The organism is Oceanobacillus sp. FSL W7-1293 (assembly GCF_037969815.1).
Classification (GTDB): Bacteria; Bacillota; Bacilli; order Bacillales; family Amphibacillaceae; genus Oceanobacillus; species Oceanobacillus oncorhynchi.
The window spans coordinates 4,181,834-4,200,040 of record NZ_CP150212.1; the positions used below are offsets into that span (position 1 = coordinate 4,181,834).

The window sequence follows — 18,207 nt, forward strand, 5'->3', positions numbered from 1 at the left end:
TGATAGCAATTTTAAAATCAAAAGGAGGTGTTTTCCTTTTACTTAAATCGTTTTCTTTTCTCTTTTTCATTTATAATTCAATTGTAAATCTTGTACGTACATCTGTCAACTTAAAATGCTCCTATACTTATAAGTACACGGTAAATATTCTGCTTTTTTTCTTTATATGAACCATTTATATCGGAGGAGGTGTATATACACTCTTAACAAGACAGCATAAAGCAGAAAGGCGATAACTCTTTCATTATTTTACCTTAATAAATACAATTTTTAATTGAACGGAGGATTTGATAAAACATGTACATATAAGTACAAAACAAATCGATTAAAAGGAGGATGTTAATGCAATTGGTGCGATCATAACCTATATTTCGGATTACACTTTCCATTACTCGTGGAATAAAATTTATTATGGAGAAAAAAGAACAGGATTTACTGAATTCTAATTTTGATAATTAAATAGTTAGAAAAAAATCGCTTTATTATGCTTATTTGGTTTGCAAAAATATATTTGAAAGAGTAATATTTTTACTCGCCACAAAAAACTAACGCTCTACTTTGAATTTGTATTTTGTTACCGAGCTACAACATACTTAGGGGCTATTATCGGTCACGTTGGGGGAAGAATAAAAGATGCTCAGTTTAAATTGGATGGACAATCCCACACACTTACGAAAAATGAAGGAAACAATCATCTTCACATTGGGAGAAAAGGATTCAATTGTGTTATCTGGGATGCTGAAGTATTTGAAAAAGAAAACGAAGCTGGTGTTCAATTCATGTACCTAAGCTCAGATGGTGAGGAAGGGTATCCGGGAAATATAACATTATATAAAAAAGGAGCCGGTAAGAAAAAAATCCTATCGGCTGTGGTTTGTTGGTTACTACTTAGCTCCATCAGGAAAAGGGTATGTTCAAATGTTGTAGCATCTAATGAAAAACTTTGGAAGTCGGTATTAACCTGACCTTTTTCTAACCATTCCCCTTCAAAAGGACTCTCAGATTTGTTTTCTAATATATAAGGACGTATAGCCCAAACATCATCACAATCTCCTGCAGTAAAATGGATATACCAATCCCCATCAATATAATGAATTTCTGATGCCCAAATATGTTCAGACATAATTCCTTTTTCATGTTTTTCCCAAATAACTATCTCCCTGGCGTCTTTTAGTCCTTCTATCGATTCGGACCTTCTAAGAACAATTCGGTCATATTCAGGGTAAGATTCTGTAAAATAATAACCGTCTTATGTTTATAAATATATGGACCTGCTCTTTTTTTCTACCAGAGGGTTGGGGTATTCTTTTACTTTAATTTTTCCCTTTATTTGAAAAGTTCCAGGTTCTTCATATTTATCTTTTGGATAGTGCTCCCAGATCACATCGATACGACATTTACTCCCTCTTCTATTCCAAAGGCTATCCTGTTTGGTAATTCGGGTTGTAAACTAAGACTAGTCGTAACTTGAACACTATCCAACGCTTTTATAGTCATAGATACCTCTCCCATACCTTAATTTTTAAACTAACTCTCTTATATCCTTTGTTGAATTCCTTTCTATAAGTTCTGGTTCATATACGATGGATTCTTCCACTTCTTCCTTGTTAAGACCTTGTTTCCGATCAATCAAGTTTAATATCATTTTGGCAGCCGCTTCGCCCATCTCACTTTGCGGATGTTTAATTGTAGTTAATTTCACCTCAGATACTCTGGATAATATAGAGTTATCATAACCTATCAAGGATATATCTTCTGGTACTTTGATGTTTTTCTTGCGTAATACGTCCAGCAATAACATAGCAAGTTCATCATTATAACAAACAATAGCAGTTGGCCATTCTTCATTTGGGAGTTCTAATATTTTTTTCAATTCTTCCTGAGGTTTAGTCATTATTTCTTGCGTGTGATATGTGATGATATTACTAGGTCTAATTGGTAAATGATTGCTACGATGGGACTTTAAATAGCCTTTCATTCTCCTGGTACCCTGTAAATCATCTGTTTTAAAGAAACCTAAAATATTCTCATGCCCTTGTTCAATAAGATGCTCTGTCTGAATAAAACCGCCTTTTTCATCATCTATGGTAATACTCAAAGGTTCCAATTCATCATAATAAGCATTAATCATAATATAAGGGATATTGGACTTTTCTAGATTCAAATAGTAATTTATATTAGGATTGGAAATCGCACTCTGTGTTGGTTCTATAATGACACCATCCACATGATGCGTTAGAATCTTCTCCAGTATTTTCTTTTCATTTTCATGATTGTTATCCGTACTGTATAAACTAACCTGATAATCGTTTTTACTTAAAAATGATTCTGCTCCCTGTATGATGGAAGGAAAAATATAATTTGAAATATGCGTTGTAATGATAGCGATATTTTTCTGGTTATAATCATTCGATCCCATTTCGTTTCTTTCCGCACAATACGTACCCGCTCCTTGCTTTCGATACAACCAACCTAGATTCACGAGATCTCCAATGGCAAGACGAACAGTATGACGACTTACGCTAAAACGTTCCATCAGTTCACTTTCCGAGCTAATTTTTTGATGCGGTACATAAGTTCCATCTAGTATTTTAGATTGAATATATTCCCTTACTATACTGTGTTTCGATTTCATGGCACACCTCTGTTTCTATATAATTCAAACTTGTCCGTATGAGGTATATTATAACAGTTTCTGTTATAGATTACATTAGAGCTTCTTATTATAAACGTATAATAATTTTATAAAAACAAAAGGTATATTTATCCTTATTCTTCATCTACCCGGAATAGCCTTTCCCCAGGTTCACAATTACACTACGTATAATATGGGACTGCTTTTACTTTTATTAAGGTTCTATTATTATTGTTAGTCTTCTATAATTTATCCGCCCTTGAAGTAGGATCTATTCTTGTGGCTTTCCCTTCTATCATTACAATACCATTCAACATTTTCAGGGTCTTCCAAAGTATTAATAGCATTCATTTTCTTCGCAGTTAATATACGTCCATTTACTTTACTGACTTCCATTCCACGTAAATCAACGCTTAAGGGTGCTGACTGTTCTTTATCTAAATTACATAATAATGTAAACTTAAACCATACGATATCTGTGTTAATCGTTATTTTATTCCCCATTGTGACACTACTAATGAATTAATTATTTTTTTGCAAGCGAATCATGTTCCAAGAAAATTTCGGTAAAATACCAATTACTTTTCCTGCTTCTTTATATGATTGTCCATTGGAGTGAGGCTGCACTTGTTCTCTGCCTAATGTGTTTTTAGCTTTTGCATCCTCATTTTCTAAAACAACATGTTCCACCACTTCAAAACCTTCAAATGAGCGTATGTCTACATCAACATGTAATTGGTTTTCCAAATGACGATTAACGGCAAAGATGACAAGTTCCTCTTTTTCTTCATTATAAACAACAGATATATCTAAATATGGAACATCCGTAAAATCCTTACTATCATATTTAGGAGAGGTGACGATTGGGTTTAATGCTACTCCTCTTCCATACACAGATGAATAGTAATACGGATAAAAGATAGTTTGCTTCCATACATCCCCACCATTTTCCGTCATTATAGGTGCAATCACATTAACAAGTTGTGCCATACAAGCAATTTTCACACGATCAGAGTGCTTTAGCATCGTATTTAACATACTTCCAACCAATAATGCATCTTCAAATGTATAAATATCTTCTAATTGAGGCGGCGCAACAATCCAAGGATCAATTTGCTTATCTTGCTCATTCGAATGGAACCATACATTCCATTCATCAAAACTTAAATGGATCTTTTTCTTACTACGTTTTTTCGCTTTCACATAATCACATGTGGAGATTACCGTTTTAATAAATTCATCCATATCTAGTGATTTTGCTAAATAGTTAGCAGTGTCATTCTCATGATTCCCGTAATATTGATGTAAAGATATATAATCTACATGCTCATACGTGTGACTTAATGTTGTTGCCTCCCACTCCGGAAAGGCGGGCATATCTGAATTAGAACTTCCACAACTTACTAATTCAATATTAGGGTCAACTAATCTTAATGCTTTTGCAGTTTCAGCAGCTAGACGTCCATATTCATCTGCTGTTTTATGACCAACTTGCCATGGACCATCCATTTCATTTCCTAAACACCAAGTTTTTATACAATGAGGATCCTCATATCCATGCTCCCTTCTTAAGTCACTCCAATAGGTACCACTTGGATGATTGCAATATTCAATAAAGTTACGAGCTGCATCAATTCCCCTAGTACCTAAATTAACGGCCATCATTACTTCAGTATCGGCCAACTTCGACCAATCCATAAATTCATTCGTTCCCATTTCATTTGTCTCAATTACGCGCCAAGCCAACTCCAATCTTCTTGGGCGATTTCCCCTTGGTCCAACTCCATCTTCCCAATTATACGCTGATACCATGTTCCCGCCGGGATAGCGAACAATAGGGACTTGAAGTTCCTTTACCAATTCAAGGACATCTTTCCTAAAGCCATTTTCATCTGCTGTAGGATGCCCTGGCTCATAAATCCCTCCATATACTGCTCTCCCTAAATGCTCAATGAAAGATCCATAGATTCGTTTATCTATTTCAGAAATCACATAGTCTTTATCAACAACAACCTTTGCATTTGATATTTTCTTTGCCATAATAAAACCCCTTTTTCATTAGGTGTTAGACGCAAGTCTACTTATCTACTAACCCATAATCCCTGATATTTTTTAGTAAGTTCAACCCAAGTCGATTTATCAACTTCAAACTTCCTCATTCCTTATCTAAAGCTATGAATATCCGAAAAGAAAACCAAAACCAAATGAGCGCCGACAAACTAAAAATAAAAAATAGAATCACCGTTGGTATTTCTAATGATAGATAAGCAACAGCAAAAAGAGCAATAATAGTTGCTATAGAAATATGAATTTTCGTTATACCTATAACTAACGCATTTTTTATATGTTGGAATATCCCTGCATGATAATGTGCCTTCAATGGAAATGACCATATAACGATAACCATATATAAGAACAGGAGCAGATAAAAGGCAAATGGAACTATAAAAGAAAGCTCCCTTCCAAAGGCCTCAATTGCTTTATAATTAAGGAACAGGACTCCACCGATTCCAGTTAACACCCATCCTAATCCATTAACTGATGTAAACTCTTGTTTATATATTTTTCTAAATGTTTTCCAAATCTTGATATCTTGTTCGCCCATCAGCCATTTCCTGACCACTCCAAGTGTTGCAATAGTCGCAGGAAAAACCCCAGCAACCAACAATCCTAGTAAAGAGTATAAAAACCACAACAGATTTAATAACGCCATCCGGGCGACCCAAGTAGCAATATAATCTAATGTAGATACAAACCCATTAGCATGCATGTTCCTTTCACCTTCATTCATCTTTTATTTCTTCGTTTGTAAACTTTAACCTTTAACCCCTCCAGTTGTTAATCCAGCAATGAAGTAACGTTGGAAGAAAATAAACAATATAATGATTGGGATAATAGTTAAAACTGACCCAGCAATTAATACATCATAGTTATTTCCATACGGTGTAAGTAGTGTTGCTAATCCTATTGGTAGAGTAAACATATCATTCGACCTAAGTACAAGTAATGGCCACAAGAAATTATTCCAACTACCCAATCCTTGTAAAATCGCCATTGCCGCAAAAGAAGGTCCCATAAGGGGAAGCATAATTTTGAAAAAGATCCCATATTCAGTACTGCCGTCTATCCTAGCTGCATCCATCAATTGGATTGGTAATCCTAGAGCATATTGCCTAAAGAAGAAAACTGCAACAGGAGCAACCACCATTGGAAGAACAACTGCAAAGTACGTATCCACTAATTGCGTATTAATCATTAATTGATAGAGTGGCAACATCAATATCTCAAACGGTACCATTAAAATAAGTAATACTAAAATAAAGAAGAAGTTTTTTCCTTTAAAATCGTAAACAGCTAAAGCATACCCGACCATCGATGAGAAAAATAAGGATAATACAATTGTTATTGCTGAAATAGCTAAACTATTACCGTACCACGCCCAATACTCTGGTGCTTGGTTTAAAATATATAAATAATTATCTAGACTTAATTGACTAAAGTTAATACTAAAACTAATCCCTTGTCTCATTAATTCTGATGACGGCCGTAATGACGAAATCACCAAACTTATAATAGGAAATAAAGCAATAAGTGAAATAACCCCAAAACTTATCGAAGTAATCCATGTTAAGATTTTATTTTTCTTTTTAATATTCATTAGTTTTCACCTCTTTTAAAGGTTCCAGTGGCAATTAGATAAATAAGACTTATCACAGCGATAATCAACATTAAAATAACGCCTATAGCAGAACCATAACCCATATCATTTTGTCGGATACCTTCCTGGTAAATGTACCCTACTACGGATAGACCAATATTGCCTGGTGAACCAGCTTCCCAAAATACAAAACTTTCTTCAAACATTCTAAATCCATTAATGATGGTAATCGTACTAACAAATATGATAATAGGCTTTAATTGTGGTATTGTTATATATCTTAGCTTCTGCCATTTTGAAGCTCCATCAATGTCGGCAGCTTCATACAATTCTTCCGGGACATTTTGTAGTGCAGCAAGAAAATACAAAATATTTACCCCAATCCATCGCCAAGAAGCAAGAATAACCATTAAGAATATGGCAGCCCAGCCCGTAAATCTCCAATTTATAGCATCTAGACCAAATAGGCTTATAATTTGGTTAGCTACTGCTGTATCCTGCTCACCAAACATTAATCGAAAAATCATCCCTCCTACAATGGTAGAAGTTAATGCCGGCAAAAATAAAGAAGCACGGAAAAAGGTTTTAAATTTAACAAATTTCGAATTTAAGAAAATAGCTAACAACATGGGAATCACAGTCAAAATCAAGACTGTAAAGATTACAAATAGCGTCGTATTTAGTAATGCCTTATAAAATACAGGATTAGCTAATCTTTCATAGTTAGCCAATCCTATAAAAGTAACTTGGCCCGGTAACACTCTTTGAAAACTCATAATAATACCTTGTATTGCGGGATAAAGCGTTAAAATTAAGAAAGAAATGATAAAAGGTAATACAAATAAATATGGGACTACTTTTTTTGAATTAATAAACCTAAGAAACGAATTCGGTTGTTTGTTTGAATTATTTTTTGGTGATTTCGGATCTTTTTTTGGCTTTGTGGATAGATTGGAACTATTTGATAAAGCTTCCATATTGCTTCCTCCTCAACATTTTATCCTATTGGACGTACAAGTTATAAGCCCATTTTGTAGACTTTATTGTTTAAAGCATTTACACCAAAACTTTTAATCAATTAATCTAGTTTTTTATCAATTATTTATCTACAATTCTCTCCCTTATAACCCATCATTTCAATAAATAAATGATAAAGTTGTCCCCCTATCTGTATGCGTTTACAAATTACGTATTAAATAATATAAACATGCTATATCAATGATTGATGTACGAATATATTATAAAATATATTTAGTTGTTAACTATATATACGTATAAGTTATTAGTATTTAAAGTATAACTTTATCACCCTATTATTTCAATATACTTTTAGAAAATAATTAATATATTCTATAATCAAAAATGGAAGCAGGTACCCCCGCTTCCAGCCCATTGTTAATTATTCTCCATTGATGAACGAACTGTTTCCGCTGCCTGTTTCAACGCTTCTTCTGGTGTCTGTGATTGTTGACGCAATACACTTTCCGCAATATTTGTATTATATTCTGTTACGATATCTGGAGTATATTCTGTTAGATGAAGATTATTAAGTTCATCTTTTACCTCTAATAGAGTATCAAAAATTCCATCTCCGAAGTATTGATAATATTTATTATCTTCTCTTACTGGATCACTTTCCCATACATCCCAGCGCGGTGGATCAAAACCAAGTACTTTCCATAAGTTAATACTTCCCTCTTCAGAAAGTTTCACATATGCCAAGAATTCTTTAGCAAGTTCGGTCTCTTCAGATTGATTCGTTACAACGGTACCTGTACCGCCCATACCTGCAGTACGATCTCCACCTTCTTCCCAGGCTGGTAATGGACGTATAGCGATTTTTCCTTCTAGCTCCGGCATACTATCAATAAATCTCCCCATATACCAAATTGGTGCTAGGATAGTTGCTGCTCCACCATCACTCATGTATCCATAGAACTCTTCAGATTGGTTCATACCACCTGGTGTTATCTCAGCAATCTCATGTTCATAGATAAGATCATGTAAAAATTGTAGCGTTTCAACATGTTTTTCACTATCAACGATTAAATCACCATTTTCATTAAACATATCCGTACCTTGTTGGGAAATCATTGGCCAGTAATCCATTAGCCAATCTGTCGTACCAACATTCCACATAACCGAGTCCGTCTCCTCTACTACTTGCTTCCCGGCTTCTACAAAATCATCCCATGTTTTAATAGAATCTATATCCACACCTGCTTCCTCCATAATTTCTGTATTATAGTACATAACGGTCGCGCCTACGTGAGTAGGTATACCATAGTAACTATCATCTTTGGCATAGATTTCAAAACGTGATTGAATAACTTGATCCAACAATGGCTCCACATATTCATTCATAGGCTCTAACTGTGGTTCACCTTGTAAGTAATTCGCAAATCTACCAAGCTCAATATCTGATATGTCAGGAGCTCCTTTACCAGATTGAAGAGAAAGTAAAAGATTATTGTGCATTTGATCAAACGGATATGCTTCTGCAATTAATTTAATAGGTCTATCAGGGTTTTCTTCATTCCAACGAATTGCTGCTTCTTCAAATAAATCAATATGCTGCCCTACAAAAGTCCAATACGTTAGTTCTGTTGCACCTTCTATGTCATCACCAATAACTTTTGACTCGTCTGCCGTTGCTTCTTTCGAGTCCCCCCCTTCACCGCCACACGCCATTAATATCATTGACATTAAAGCAAAAAGGAATAGTACAAACACTTTTTTCATCGTATTTCCCCCTTGAATATTCATTATTTATTAAAGCGTTTTCATAAAAATGCAATTGAACCTACTTATTGACAAGCACACCCCCATATAATATATTTCTAAACACCCAGGCCTTTGCAGCGCATTTATATTGAAGTCAATGAAGGCATGGCAAAAGCTCCATAAACCAGAGGCATTTATTTAATATTTTTATAGTAACACCCTTAGCGGAATTGGTCAATAAGTTTTATTTTATAAACCACCCACCTCGTACGTACATATAATTATTAAAGAACTAAGTCACCAAGCACACAGGTGACCTAGTCCATTTTATTTACTATTTTTTCGGTTCCGCTAAGGCTTTTACATCCTCAGCTGAGAGTACACCATGATAGACTTTTAATTCATCTATTAATCCCTGATAAGGTTCATCCCACCAGTTTACCCCCAGGCTAAATTGGCTATTTTCTGAGGTGAATACATTATTAAAACCAGACTGTGCCACAACTTCTTCTCCATTTATATAAACTACAACATCTCCTTCCTCCACTGTAAAAGCGATATGAGACCATTCATTTGTTTGAAGTTGAACCTTGCTTTTCGCATCTGTATAAACAGATCCTCCAGACCAAAGTAAAACTTGATTATCACCAGGAAAACCACCTGGTAATAAACTAACCCAGTTATTAGAATTTCTTGCTCCAAAGAAACTAGTAGTATGACCCGTTAGTTTATCAGGATTTAACCATAAAGATACAGAATAACTTGACTCTGTAATTAAATTATTTGGAAGCCTGACTCCTGATTGTCCATTAAAAACTGCTGCTTTTCCTTTTATTCCATCTTTAAAGGAAATCTCACCACCAGTATTATCTATTCGATTACCAGTAATCGTCCCTTCCGGAAAATTGCCTGTATTGTCTAGCAAATTATCTTCAAATGAATAATTAGCAATTAACTGTTTTTCACTCTTTGGCAGCACTGTAACGATGAATTCTTTCTCTGTTGTAACGTCATTTTTCATAATAGTGGCTGTCAATGTTACCTCTGCACTTGGTTTCCCAATCTCAGGACGAGTTACTTCACCCTTTTCAGATATAATCTGTGGGTGGGAAGAACTCCAAGAAATGGTAGTCCCCCTTGATCCTTCTGTAGGGAGAATTATATCCGTATATACGTTATTCGTATCTCCTAAACTTAAATCCTCTTCAACATCCTTAGCAATATCTTCATCGGACTTACCTCCCTCATGTTTACTCCCCCAAATACTCTTTCCATTTTTTGATGATGCAGTGAAAGTCATGATGTGGCGTTCAGAAACAGGATCATATTGTCGTACAAAAACGCCTTTATATGTTTCTCCATCAATATTCAATTCTGCCTGGTTATGGCCTGTCTTTTTCCATGTACCATCAACAGCTCCAGTAATTTTATTATTTTTATGGAGCGTAATTTGGACATCTTTGTGTAGATCATTAGTTATATCTAAGTCGTGGTTAATATACTGATAATCTCCCGCCAAGTCTTTACGATCCACCTTTTCTAATGTTTCTCCTCCGTAACGGTATGGAGCTACAACAGGCCATCCCTCCTCATTGAAAAACATTTGATGAATTCGAAGTTCATGCGAATCCCCTCTTTCTGGGAATCGAGAGTGAAATACCAGAAAGTGTTGCCCTGTTTCTTCTTCAAAATAAACGGAATTATGTCCTGGTGAGACATATCCATAACCAACACCCGATCCTGGATCCCCAACTTTTCTCTCAAATAAGAAATGCCCCATTAGCTTATTACCGTATGGAGAATGATCTACATCACCCGTCAAAACAGCATTTTGTCCATCTGCATCCACATATGGACCATCTGGGTTCTTTGATCGGAATACCCTCATATTATATTCACCATCAGCACCTAACCATCCATATGTTACGTATAGATAGTAATAATTGTTTTCCTCATTATAGACGATATAAGGGCCCTCTCCCGATTTCCCATAGCCACCAGAAATCTTCGTTCCAAAGTATCTATCTATCATGCGGCCATCAGGAGTTTCTCCGTCTTCCCCGGGATAAATCGGCTGTCCAGTCTCTTGATCCAACTCCAATAGAAAAATACCACCAGACCAAGATCCGTATGTCATCCATAACTTGTCATTCTCATCGTAGAATAACGCAGCATCGATAGCATTAGGATACATCGTATTGTTATAAGAACCCACCTTATCATCCATAAACCAATTTGGATTTGGCTCATCTACTTTTTCATCCTCTATTAACTCATCAATATGCGTATTTTTCCATTGTTTATTAATATCACTATTTTCATCTTTAGCATCTTCTTTAGTAAAACCTGAATAAATAATAGTATCCACATATTCATATGGACCTTCAATATCTTTAGAAACAGCAAACCCAATTGCCGATCGGATATATGTGGAAGATACACTATAATAAATCATATACGCACCTTTTGAGCCGTCCTCATTTACATAACTTTCATTCCAGATTGCTTCCGGTGCCCAAACCGCAAATCCACCTTTACTGTCAGAATCATCTTCACCAGCCCATTCAAAAGATTCAGATAAATTCCCAGACAAATCCCCGTATAAAGTATTATCTGGAGTTGTATATCCGTTAGCAAAACTATCCCACTGGATTAAATCTGTCGATTTCGCAGCTTCGATGTGCGTACCAAATACGTAATACATATTACCTTCTTTTATAATTGAGGGGTCATGTACGGAAACCTCTTTAAATTCAGGACTTTCCCCCTCATTCGTTGTATCCTTTTTTTGCTGATTGCCATCCTTTTCATTTGCTGATAAAGGGAGAGGTACAAAAAATGTAGTTAGAACCAATGCTAGAATAATAATGGTAATTTTCCCTCCGTATTTTTTCATCATATACTCCTCCTTGGTTAAAATAGATATTAGTAAGTACATGTTATAAGATTATTCTCCACTAGGTAATTTATAAAATAGTTAATGCCAAAAGCACTAAAAATAGTCTTATATACTTTAAATCTTCTCCCTTCTTATCAAATTCATATCTAGTTATTGAATAACCTAATAAAGAAAGCGCATTCACTTACTACATAAACGTACAACATTTCATATGATAATTCAATGATTTTTAAATTTTTAATCAATTCAACGAAGTAGTCCAAATTGATTTTACCAACGCCAGTGTAAGCTCAAAGCCGATTAAAAACACCTCGGAATCCATTTATTGTGGATTATGTGGCATCATTTTCCATACAATTTCTCCTTATAATTGGAGTTTGAATAGAACTACCTATCCTTATTAAAAGGGGTTTTTTATGAATTTAAAGGTTGTAATTCCAAAGTGCAGAACCTTAGGAACTTTATTTCTCTATTAAAAATGCTTGCCAAATTAATTTTTTTATTTATGCAACATAGATGACTAAAATATAGTTTGCGAAACATAATCAATAACTCATATTATGTACAAAAACATTCCTCCCTTGAATTTCCATCAATCCAAACTTTCTACTTTCTCTACCCTCTCCTCCTTCTCAAACATGCTAAAATAAGCATACCAATGAAACAACAAGTCAAACAGCAACGAAAGGAAAAACAACTATGACCTTAGACTATACAAACTCCATCCCGCTTCATGTGCAGTTAAAACAAATCATCGAACAGAAAATATATAACGGTGGTTATGCCGAAAAGATTCCCAGCGAGAGAGAATTGATGGATGAACACTATGTGAGCCGAAGTACGGTAAGACAAAGTATCGAGCAGCTGGTTCGGGAAGGAATCTTGGTGAGAAAGCCGGGGAAAGGAACCTTTATCGCCGTTCGAACGATTAATGACTGGCTCGGCAGCCTTCACAGCACCTCGGAAAATATTGAGAAGATGGGGATGGCGCCGGGAGCCAGATTAGTAGCCTCCCAGGAAATCGAGTTAATTGGAAGATTAAAAGAGGTGACCGGTTTAGATAAGGCATATCACTTTAAAAGAATAAGGTATGCAAATGATATTCCGATGGGAATTGAAAGGCATTATTACCCTGTGGCATTAGGGAAAAAGCTATCTCAATTTAATCTGGATGAAGAAGCATTCTATGAGCTGCTGGAAAGAGAATTAAAGGTAAATACCTTTCAGGCGGAGCAGGAAATCAGAGCGGGCATCTCCACCCGGGATGATTCAGAGTTACTGAATATCCCTGAGGGGACGAGTATCATTATCGCAGAAAGAAAAATTACCGATGTCCATGGGGACTTCGTGGAATTTGAGAGAGCCTATTATCGGGCGGATATGTACTCCTTTAAAATAACCTTGTCGAGAAATAGCAAATAAAAATAGAATATTTAGTGTTTCTTAACTGGTTAGAACATTCTGACCCCCTTGAGAATACTGGTGTCTATCGCATAAAATATAAATAATATTTTTGCAGTCAAAATTAGACAGCCTTTTTAGGGAGGTCATCCATGTGAGTTTTATGATTGCATTCAGTATCGCAAGTATCCTGCTTTGCGCCGGTATGATTATTCGGGCCAAAGTAGCTTTTATTCGAAATATGTTAGTGCCTGCTAGTGTCATAGCTGGTATTTTAGGCATGATTGTCATGAATACAAATCTTATCCAGGCAACCAATGCCGAAATGTTCACTGTAATTGTCACGCAGTTATTTACAATCACGTTCATCTCCATTGGGTTAACAAGCAATAACAAGGCGAACAACGACCATACTGCCGGGAAGCAGATTGCCAGAGGCTCACTCGGAATGGGCATGCTCTGGAATCTATTATACGCACTAACCCCTGCTGTTGGTGCGGTTGTCATTTTACTCGTCGGCGGTTATTTCGGAATGGATGCGCTATACGGGCTGCTTATTCCCTTTGCCTTTACGCAGGGTCCCGGGCAGGCAGCAACATTCGGATCTATTTTTGAACAGCAGTATGGAATAGAAAATGCAGCGATGGTAGGCCTGACCTTTGCGGCAATCGGTTTTATTGCCTGCTTCTTAATTGGCGTCCCTCTTGCGAAATATGGGTTAAAACGCGGTTTAGCCAAGAAATATGGCGAATCCGAGGTTAAAGATTACGTCAAAATCATCTTGTACCACCCAATACAACAAATGATATCCTTATTGATAAAAAAAGGCTGCTGCACAATTAATTACCTAATCATGCAACAGCCTCTCACTCACGCTCAATATAATATATTCCTTTTATCCTTCATCTATAAAATCAATTATTTCATCTAACTTTCTACCCTACCCCGAAACCGGGTAAGCATAGGCAACAAATCGATCGGGCGCACTGCCTACAAAGTGGAATGGATAGCAGGTCGTAACTACTAATACCTCTTCTCCCATCTCGCGGATAACCGATGTATCATCCTCAGGAACAATTTCTGTTTCCCTGATTTCATACGTATACTCACCATAAGGCATCTGTACGACAAATGTATCGCCTATCTCCAATTCTCCAAAATCACGAAATACGGTATCGCGATGACCTGATAGAAGAATTTGCTCCTCCTGTCCTGGCAACACCGAATTGGATAGATGACCAACGCCTTTTTCTAATGAATCCGGGTCAGTTCCCTCGACAATAGGCAATGTTTTTCCCAGTTTAGGGATTTCTAAGGTGGCAAATGCTTCGTCTGTCTCTAAATTAAACTCCTCTATGATTTTCTCTATATCCTGGTCGGGGTCATCCTGCTCGCTGACTCCTTGCTCGATTCTTTCCTCCGCCTGAACTAAAGACTGTTTTTGCGATTGCTCATGTCCTATAATTTGATAACCAAAAACACCTAGACAGACGACGCCAATGATAATAAAGAGGATTCCGATACGTTTCATGGTGATGCTCCCTTCTTCATATCAACTTAACCATTTTTATTACCTTCTAAATAAAACTAACTCAGACTGCTGATTAATTGTTGCCATTTATCTGCTACTTTTTCTTCCGTATAATGAGCAGCTGTGCGTATGGCTGCCTGCCGATAATATTGCTTTTCTTCGTTCGTCTGATTTAAATACGTAACAATCTTCTCAGCAAAACTTTCCTTATCTCCAAAATCAACAAGAAAACCATTTTTTTCTTCTTGAACCATTTCATCAACACCATAGCGGACATTGTAGCTGCCAACAGGACAACCGCATGCTAAGCTTTCTAAAACACTCATGGTGAATCCTTCAGCTTGTCCCGCAAATAAGAATAAGTCGCTGGAGGCGTATACGTCCTCTACATTGTCTACATATCCTTTAAATGTTACATTATTTTTTAAATCAAGCTTTTGAACTAATTTCTTTAAATTCTGTAGTTCTTTTCCACTTCCGTAAATTTCTAATATTACTTCTGGAATATGTTGCTTCACTAAAGAAAGAACTTCCAATAAGTGATTGATATTTTTTTCAGGAGCTAAACGTCCGACAGAAACCAGCTTATTGGTTTCAGGCTTCTTTTGATCTACTTTATCAGTTATCTTGCAAGGGTGTGGAATAACAGCCAAATTATTAAAGCCAAATCGCTTTTCAATATCTTGTTTCTGATTATTTGTTAACACAACAATATTATCAAAGCTATATGGACTATTAAGAACTTCTTGATAATTCTTATTTATTTTGGAGCGAAATGCTATGTTTGAAAAATAAGTGGAATGAATCATAGAAATGGTTTTCACGTTTAACTGGTTTTGTCCTGTAAAAATCGAGCTGTACCTTTTATTGCGATCAAATAATGACAATAGATTCTTCTTGCCCGATTATTTCTTTCAAAAAATAAAGAATAAGGGCCTGTTCATCTGGCAGCACGGTCTGAAAAACAGCATTCCCATCACTGATAAGATAAGGGCCGTCATCGTACTTTATAATAACCCTTTTGCCATAAACATCAAAAGTATTCCGTCATGTACACCGTGTTATCATCATGTAAATATTCGGTGTGGGATAATTGGCCAAACCGGTTAAATCGATCACGGACGATTTTCTTACCATTATGAAAATAATTAATATAATCTAAAAGCTTATTTGATTTATATATTACATACTTTACAAGTTTATTATTGGCATCAAAAACACGAATATGTCGTTTTTCTGCTGATTTTTCATCTTCATACCCATATGTTTGTTCTTTTTTTATTTGAAAAGGGGGCAAGTCCTTTCCCTCTTCACTGCGTTGAAAATACTCGAATAAATTAACCATGGAAATATCCCTGTCAACGATTCCATTTTCAACATAGCGTTCCCAATTTGTATGTATATTTACGTTTTTATTCACTGTAACAAATACAGGTTCCACATCTAAATATTTCACAAACATATTGCCGCGTTTCATTGCTGATTTTTCAACACCAGTAAGATGCTGCCCGATATTTGAATGTAAGAAATACACTTTTTTCTTCTCCAATGATAATCCCCTTTCCCTATCCAAAACAATGTCAGCAAAGCTCCTTTTGACATATTAGCAGAACTATAGCAGAGCTTTGCTTAGACTGTAAATTATTACTGTTCATTCTGTTTTAAAAATAAATTATAGTATGCACAATATCCAGATAAATAATGCTCCACATCATCAATTCGCGTTCGGAAGGAGTGATGCCGAATGAAGAAACTGCCGGTGATTCTTTTCGGATTTTTAAAATACATGGCCAGTTCCGGATAGAAAAAACCATTACGCTGGTACTCTGCCCTTCGGTGAATCGTTGCTTCTAATTTCGATTCATCAAAATCTAATTCGTTAATTAAGTCCCCATATCCGTCTGCTTTCATACGATTAACCATCTGATAAGCTGCCATCATCAACTCAAGGAAAGTAGGATATGTGGTGATTCGTTTGTAAATATAATCCAGTCTATTTTGTACATTCTGTAAGCCGAATTTATAATATTTACGTTCCGGTTTATAGAGAGTGACCTCATTGGTACAATAGCTTAGCCAGTGATCGTGATGCTTCCAATGATCGCTTTCAATAAAATAGTCAAATGCTTTTTCAACTGCTTGTAACCACTGTTCATCACGATCGATTTTATAAAGACGCATCAACGCAAAACAAGCTTCCCCATCATAATAAACAATACGGAACTCCTCTTTTAACCCAAGAGATGGATAATCTAGTATATGAACAAATTTACCATTTTCCTGCTGCAATTGAAGAATACCTCGTGCTAATTTCTGAGCGATTAGAATATGTTCTAGATTCTCAAAGACCTCTGTGTACTTCGTGATAGCTAATATTGCTGCAGCAATTGCTCCTAGTTTCACTTCCATCCTATCTGCTTGTTCCCCATCAATGATATAAGCTATGTCTTTCTCTTCATCGACGTATAGTTTTTCACGAATAAGATAATCAATCCCTCTTTCAATTGCATCTGCAGCTTCTTCTGTGGGATAAAATTCATAGGCTTCAATCATAGAATAGATGGTACTGCTATGCCGAAGACTATTATAGTGCTTTATTTCTTTATCATAGTAAGAGAAAAAACCATATACAAACCTACCATTGGGTTTGCTTAAACTAGTTAAATATTTTTGTCCGCTATTGATTAACATGTCGACTTCTTCTGCATTTAATGGCGTATCCCGTCGCCCATTATCACGTTCACCCTGGTGTAATTTATAGCAATTCCCTTTTTCATAAAAATAACCTCGTGTTTCAAAAATATATACTTTTTCTACTTTCTTAAAATCAACTTGCTTTACATTTGGTCTATGTTTTTGAATATATTTTTGTAAATTTTGTTCATGGATAAAGCCGCGTTTTGTTTCTCTATCAATTTGAATCACAGCATTTCCATTTAGTTCTTGTTCTAAAAATGCATGTTTGAAATCCTTACTGAAGCTGACACCTTGACGAAAATAATTTTTCTTGGTTTTTGTAATTCGGTTGATAAATTCAGGAATAGTTACAGGAATAACGTTGGTAACAATATCAATCTTTATAGAGGTAAATAATTCTTTTGTTTTTTTCAAATAGGAATTACCCTGATTCTCTATATTCTCCCATGCCTGATAAAAACTTTTCCCATTTGCAGTGAAGACGGCAGCACGTTTTTCCGCAAATCCAATTGATAAAAAGATAGTCAGCGAGGCCTGGCCGTTGCTTTGCTGAAAGGTCTCTCCATCCTCTATTATATTATTTTTCAATGGTTCAAGATGTTCTTTAAAATGTTGATAAGGTACTTTCTCCTCTGTAATCATCATGTCCTCCTACACTTTAA

General features: G+C 35.7%; 15 protein-coding genes and 1 pseudogene. 3 read left to right on the forward strand and 13 right to left on the reverse strand.

Going from position 1 to position 18,207, the window contains the following annotated elements; all coding sequences use genetic code 11:
• Window positions 1-626 precede the first annotated feature (626 nt).
• A complete protein-coding gene (locus tag MKY65_RS20255) occupies window positions 627-965 on the forward strand; it encodes a hypothetical protein (protein ID WP_339185327.1) in 339 nt (112 codons plus the stop codon).
• Here MKY65_RS20255 and MKY65_RS20260 read toward each other — a convergent pair.
• From MKY65_RS20260 to MKY65_RS20300, 9 genes and pseudogenes are all read right to left on the reverse strand, one after another.
• Window positions 947-1,207: pseudogene (locus MKY65_RS20260) on the reverse strand (family 43 glycosylhydrolase); the annotation flags it as partial. The gene MKY65_RS20255 and the pseudogene MKY65_RS20260 sit on opposite strands and share 19 nt — an antisense overlap.
• Before the next feature lie 315 nt (window positions 1,208-1,522).
• Entirely contained in the window at window positions 1,523-2,635 is a 1,113-nt protein-coding gene (locus MKY65_RS20265) for a GntR family transcriptional regulator (RefSeq protein WP_339180087.1), read from the reverse strand.
• A gap of 249 nt (window positions 2,636-2,884) precedes the next feature.
• Complete coding sequence (locus tag MKY65_RS20270) at window positions 2,885-3,139, reverse strand: alpha-L-arabinofuranosidase C-terminal domain-containing protein (protein ID WP_339180089.1); 255 nt, start codon at window positions 3,137-3,139, stop codon at window positions 2,885-2,887.
• Between the two features lie 18 nt (window positions 3,140-3,157).
• Entirely contained in the window at window positions 3,158-4,675 is a 1,518-nt protein-coding gene (locus tag MKY65_RS20275) for an alpha-N-arabinofuranosidase (protein WP_339180092.1), read from the reverse strand.
• A gap of 115 nt (window positions 4,676-4,790) precedes the next feature.
• Window positions 4,791-5,426, reverse strand: coding sequence for a YesL family protein (locus MKY65_RS20280; RefSeq protein ID WP_339180095.1), 636 nt, complete (start codon window positions 5,424-5,426; stop codon window positions 4,791-4,793).
• Between the two features lie 24 nt (window positions 5,427-5,450).
• Window positions 5,451-6,293: a carbohydrate ABC transporter permease gene (locus MKY65_RS20285; protein WP_339180097.1), complete on the reverse strand. Its 843-nt coding sequence runs from the start codon at window positions 6,291-6,293 to the stop codon at window positions 5,451-5,453.
• Window positions 6,293-7,270: a sugar ABC transporter permease gene (locus MKY65_RS20290; protein ID WP_339180100.1), complete on the reverse strand. Its 978-nt coding sequence runs from the start codon at window positions 7,268-7,270 to the stop codon at window positions 6,293-6,295. The genes MKY65_RS20285 and MKY65_RS20290 overlap by 1 nt, the downstream gene beginning before the upstream one ends.
• A 418-nt stretch (window positions 7,271-7,688) precedes the next feature.
• Window positions 7,689-9,035: an ABC transporter substrate-binding protein gene (locus tag MKY65_RS20295; protein ID WP_339180103.1), complete on the reverse strand. Its 1,347-nt coding sequence runs from the start codon at window positions 9,033-9,035 to the stop codon at window positions 7,689-7,691.
• 316 nt (window positions 9,036-9,351) lie between these two features.
• Window positions 9,352-11,916, reverse strand: a complete 2,565-nt coding sequence (locus tag MKY65_RS20300) for a glycoside hydrolase family 43 C-terminal domain-containing protein (RefSeq protein WP_339180106.1) — start codon at window positions 11,914-11,916, stop codon at window positions 9,352-9,354.
• 699 nt (window positions 11,917-12,615) lie between these two features.
• Here MKY65_RS20300 and MKY65_RS20305 point away from each other — a divergent pair.
• A complete protein-coding gene (locus MKY65_RS20305; RefSeq protein ID WP_339180108.1) occupies window positions 12,616-13,338 on the forward strand; it encodes a GntR family transcriptional regulator in 723 nt (240 codons plus the stop codon).
• 142 nt (window positions 13,339-13,480) lie between these two features.
• Window positions 13,481-14,248, forward strand: coding sequence for a sodium/glutamate symporter (locus MKY65_RS20310; RefSeq protein WP_339185329.1), 768 nt, complete (start codon window positions 13,481-13,483; stop codon window positions 14,246-14,248).
• 9 nt (window positions 14,249-14,257) lie between these two features.
• On the opposite strand, the gene MKY65_RS20315 is transcribed toward MKY65_RS20310, so the two are convergent.
• From MKY65_RS20315 to MKY65_RS20330, 4 genes are all read right to left on the reverse strand, one after another.
• Entirely contained in the window at window positions 14,258-14,848 is a 591-nt protein-coding gene (locus tag MKY65_RS20315) for a class D sortase (RefSeq protein ID WP_256705118.1), read from the reverse strand.
• 56 nt (window positions 14,849-14,904) lie between these two features.
• Window positions 14,905-15,735, reverse strand: coding sequence for a glycosyltransferase (locus MKY65_RS20320; protein ID WP_339180112.1), 831 nt, complete (start codon window positions 15,733-15,735; stop codon window positions 14,905-14,907).
• 146 nt (window positions 15,736-15,881) lie between these two features.
• Window positions 15,882-16,397 (reverse strand): alpha-glucosyltransferase N-terminal domain-containing protein, encoded by a 516-nt coding sequence (locus MKY65_RS20325; RefSeq protein WP_339180115.1) that lies wholly within the window; start codon window positions 16,395-16,397, stop codon window positions 15,882-15,884.
• 95 nt (window positions 16,398-16,492) lie between these two features.
• Window positions 16,493-18,190: a hypothetical protein gene (locus MKY65_RS20330; protein ID WP_339180117.1), complete on the reverse strand. Its 1,698-nt coding sequence runs from the start codon at window positions 18,188-18,190 to the stop codon at window positions 16,493-16,495.
• Window positions 18,191-18,207: the final 17 nt, after the last annotated feature.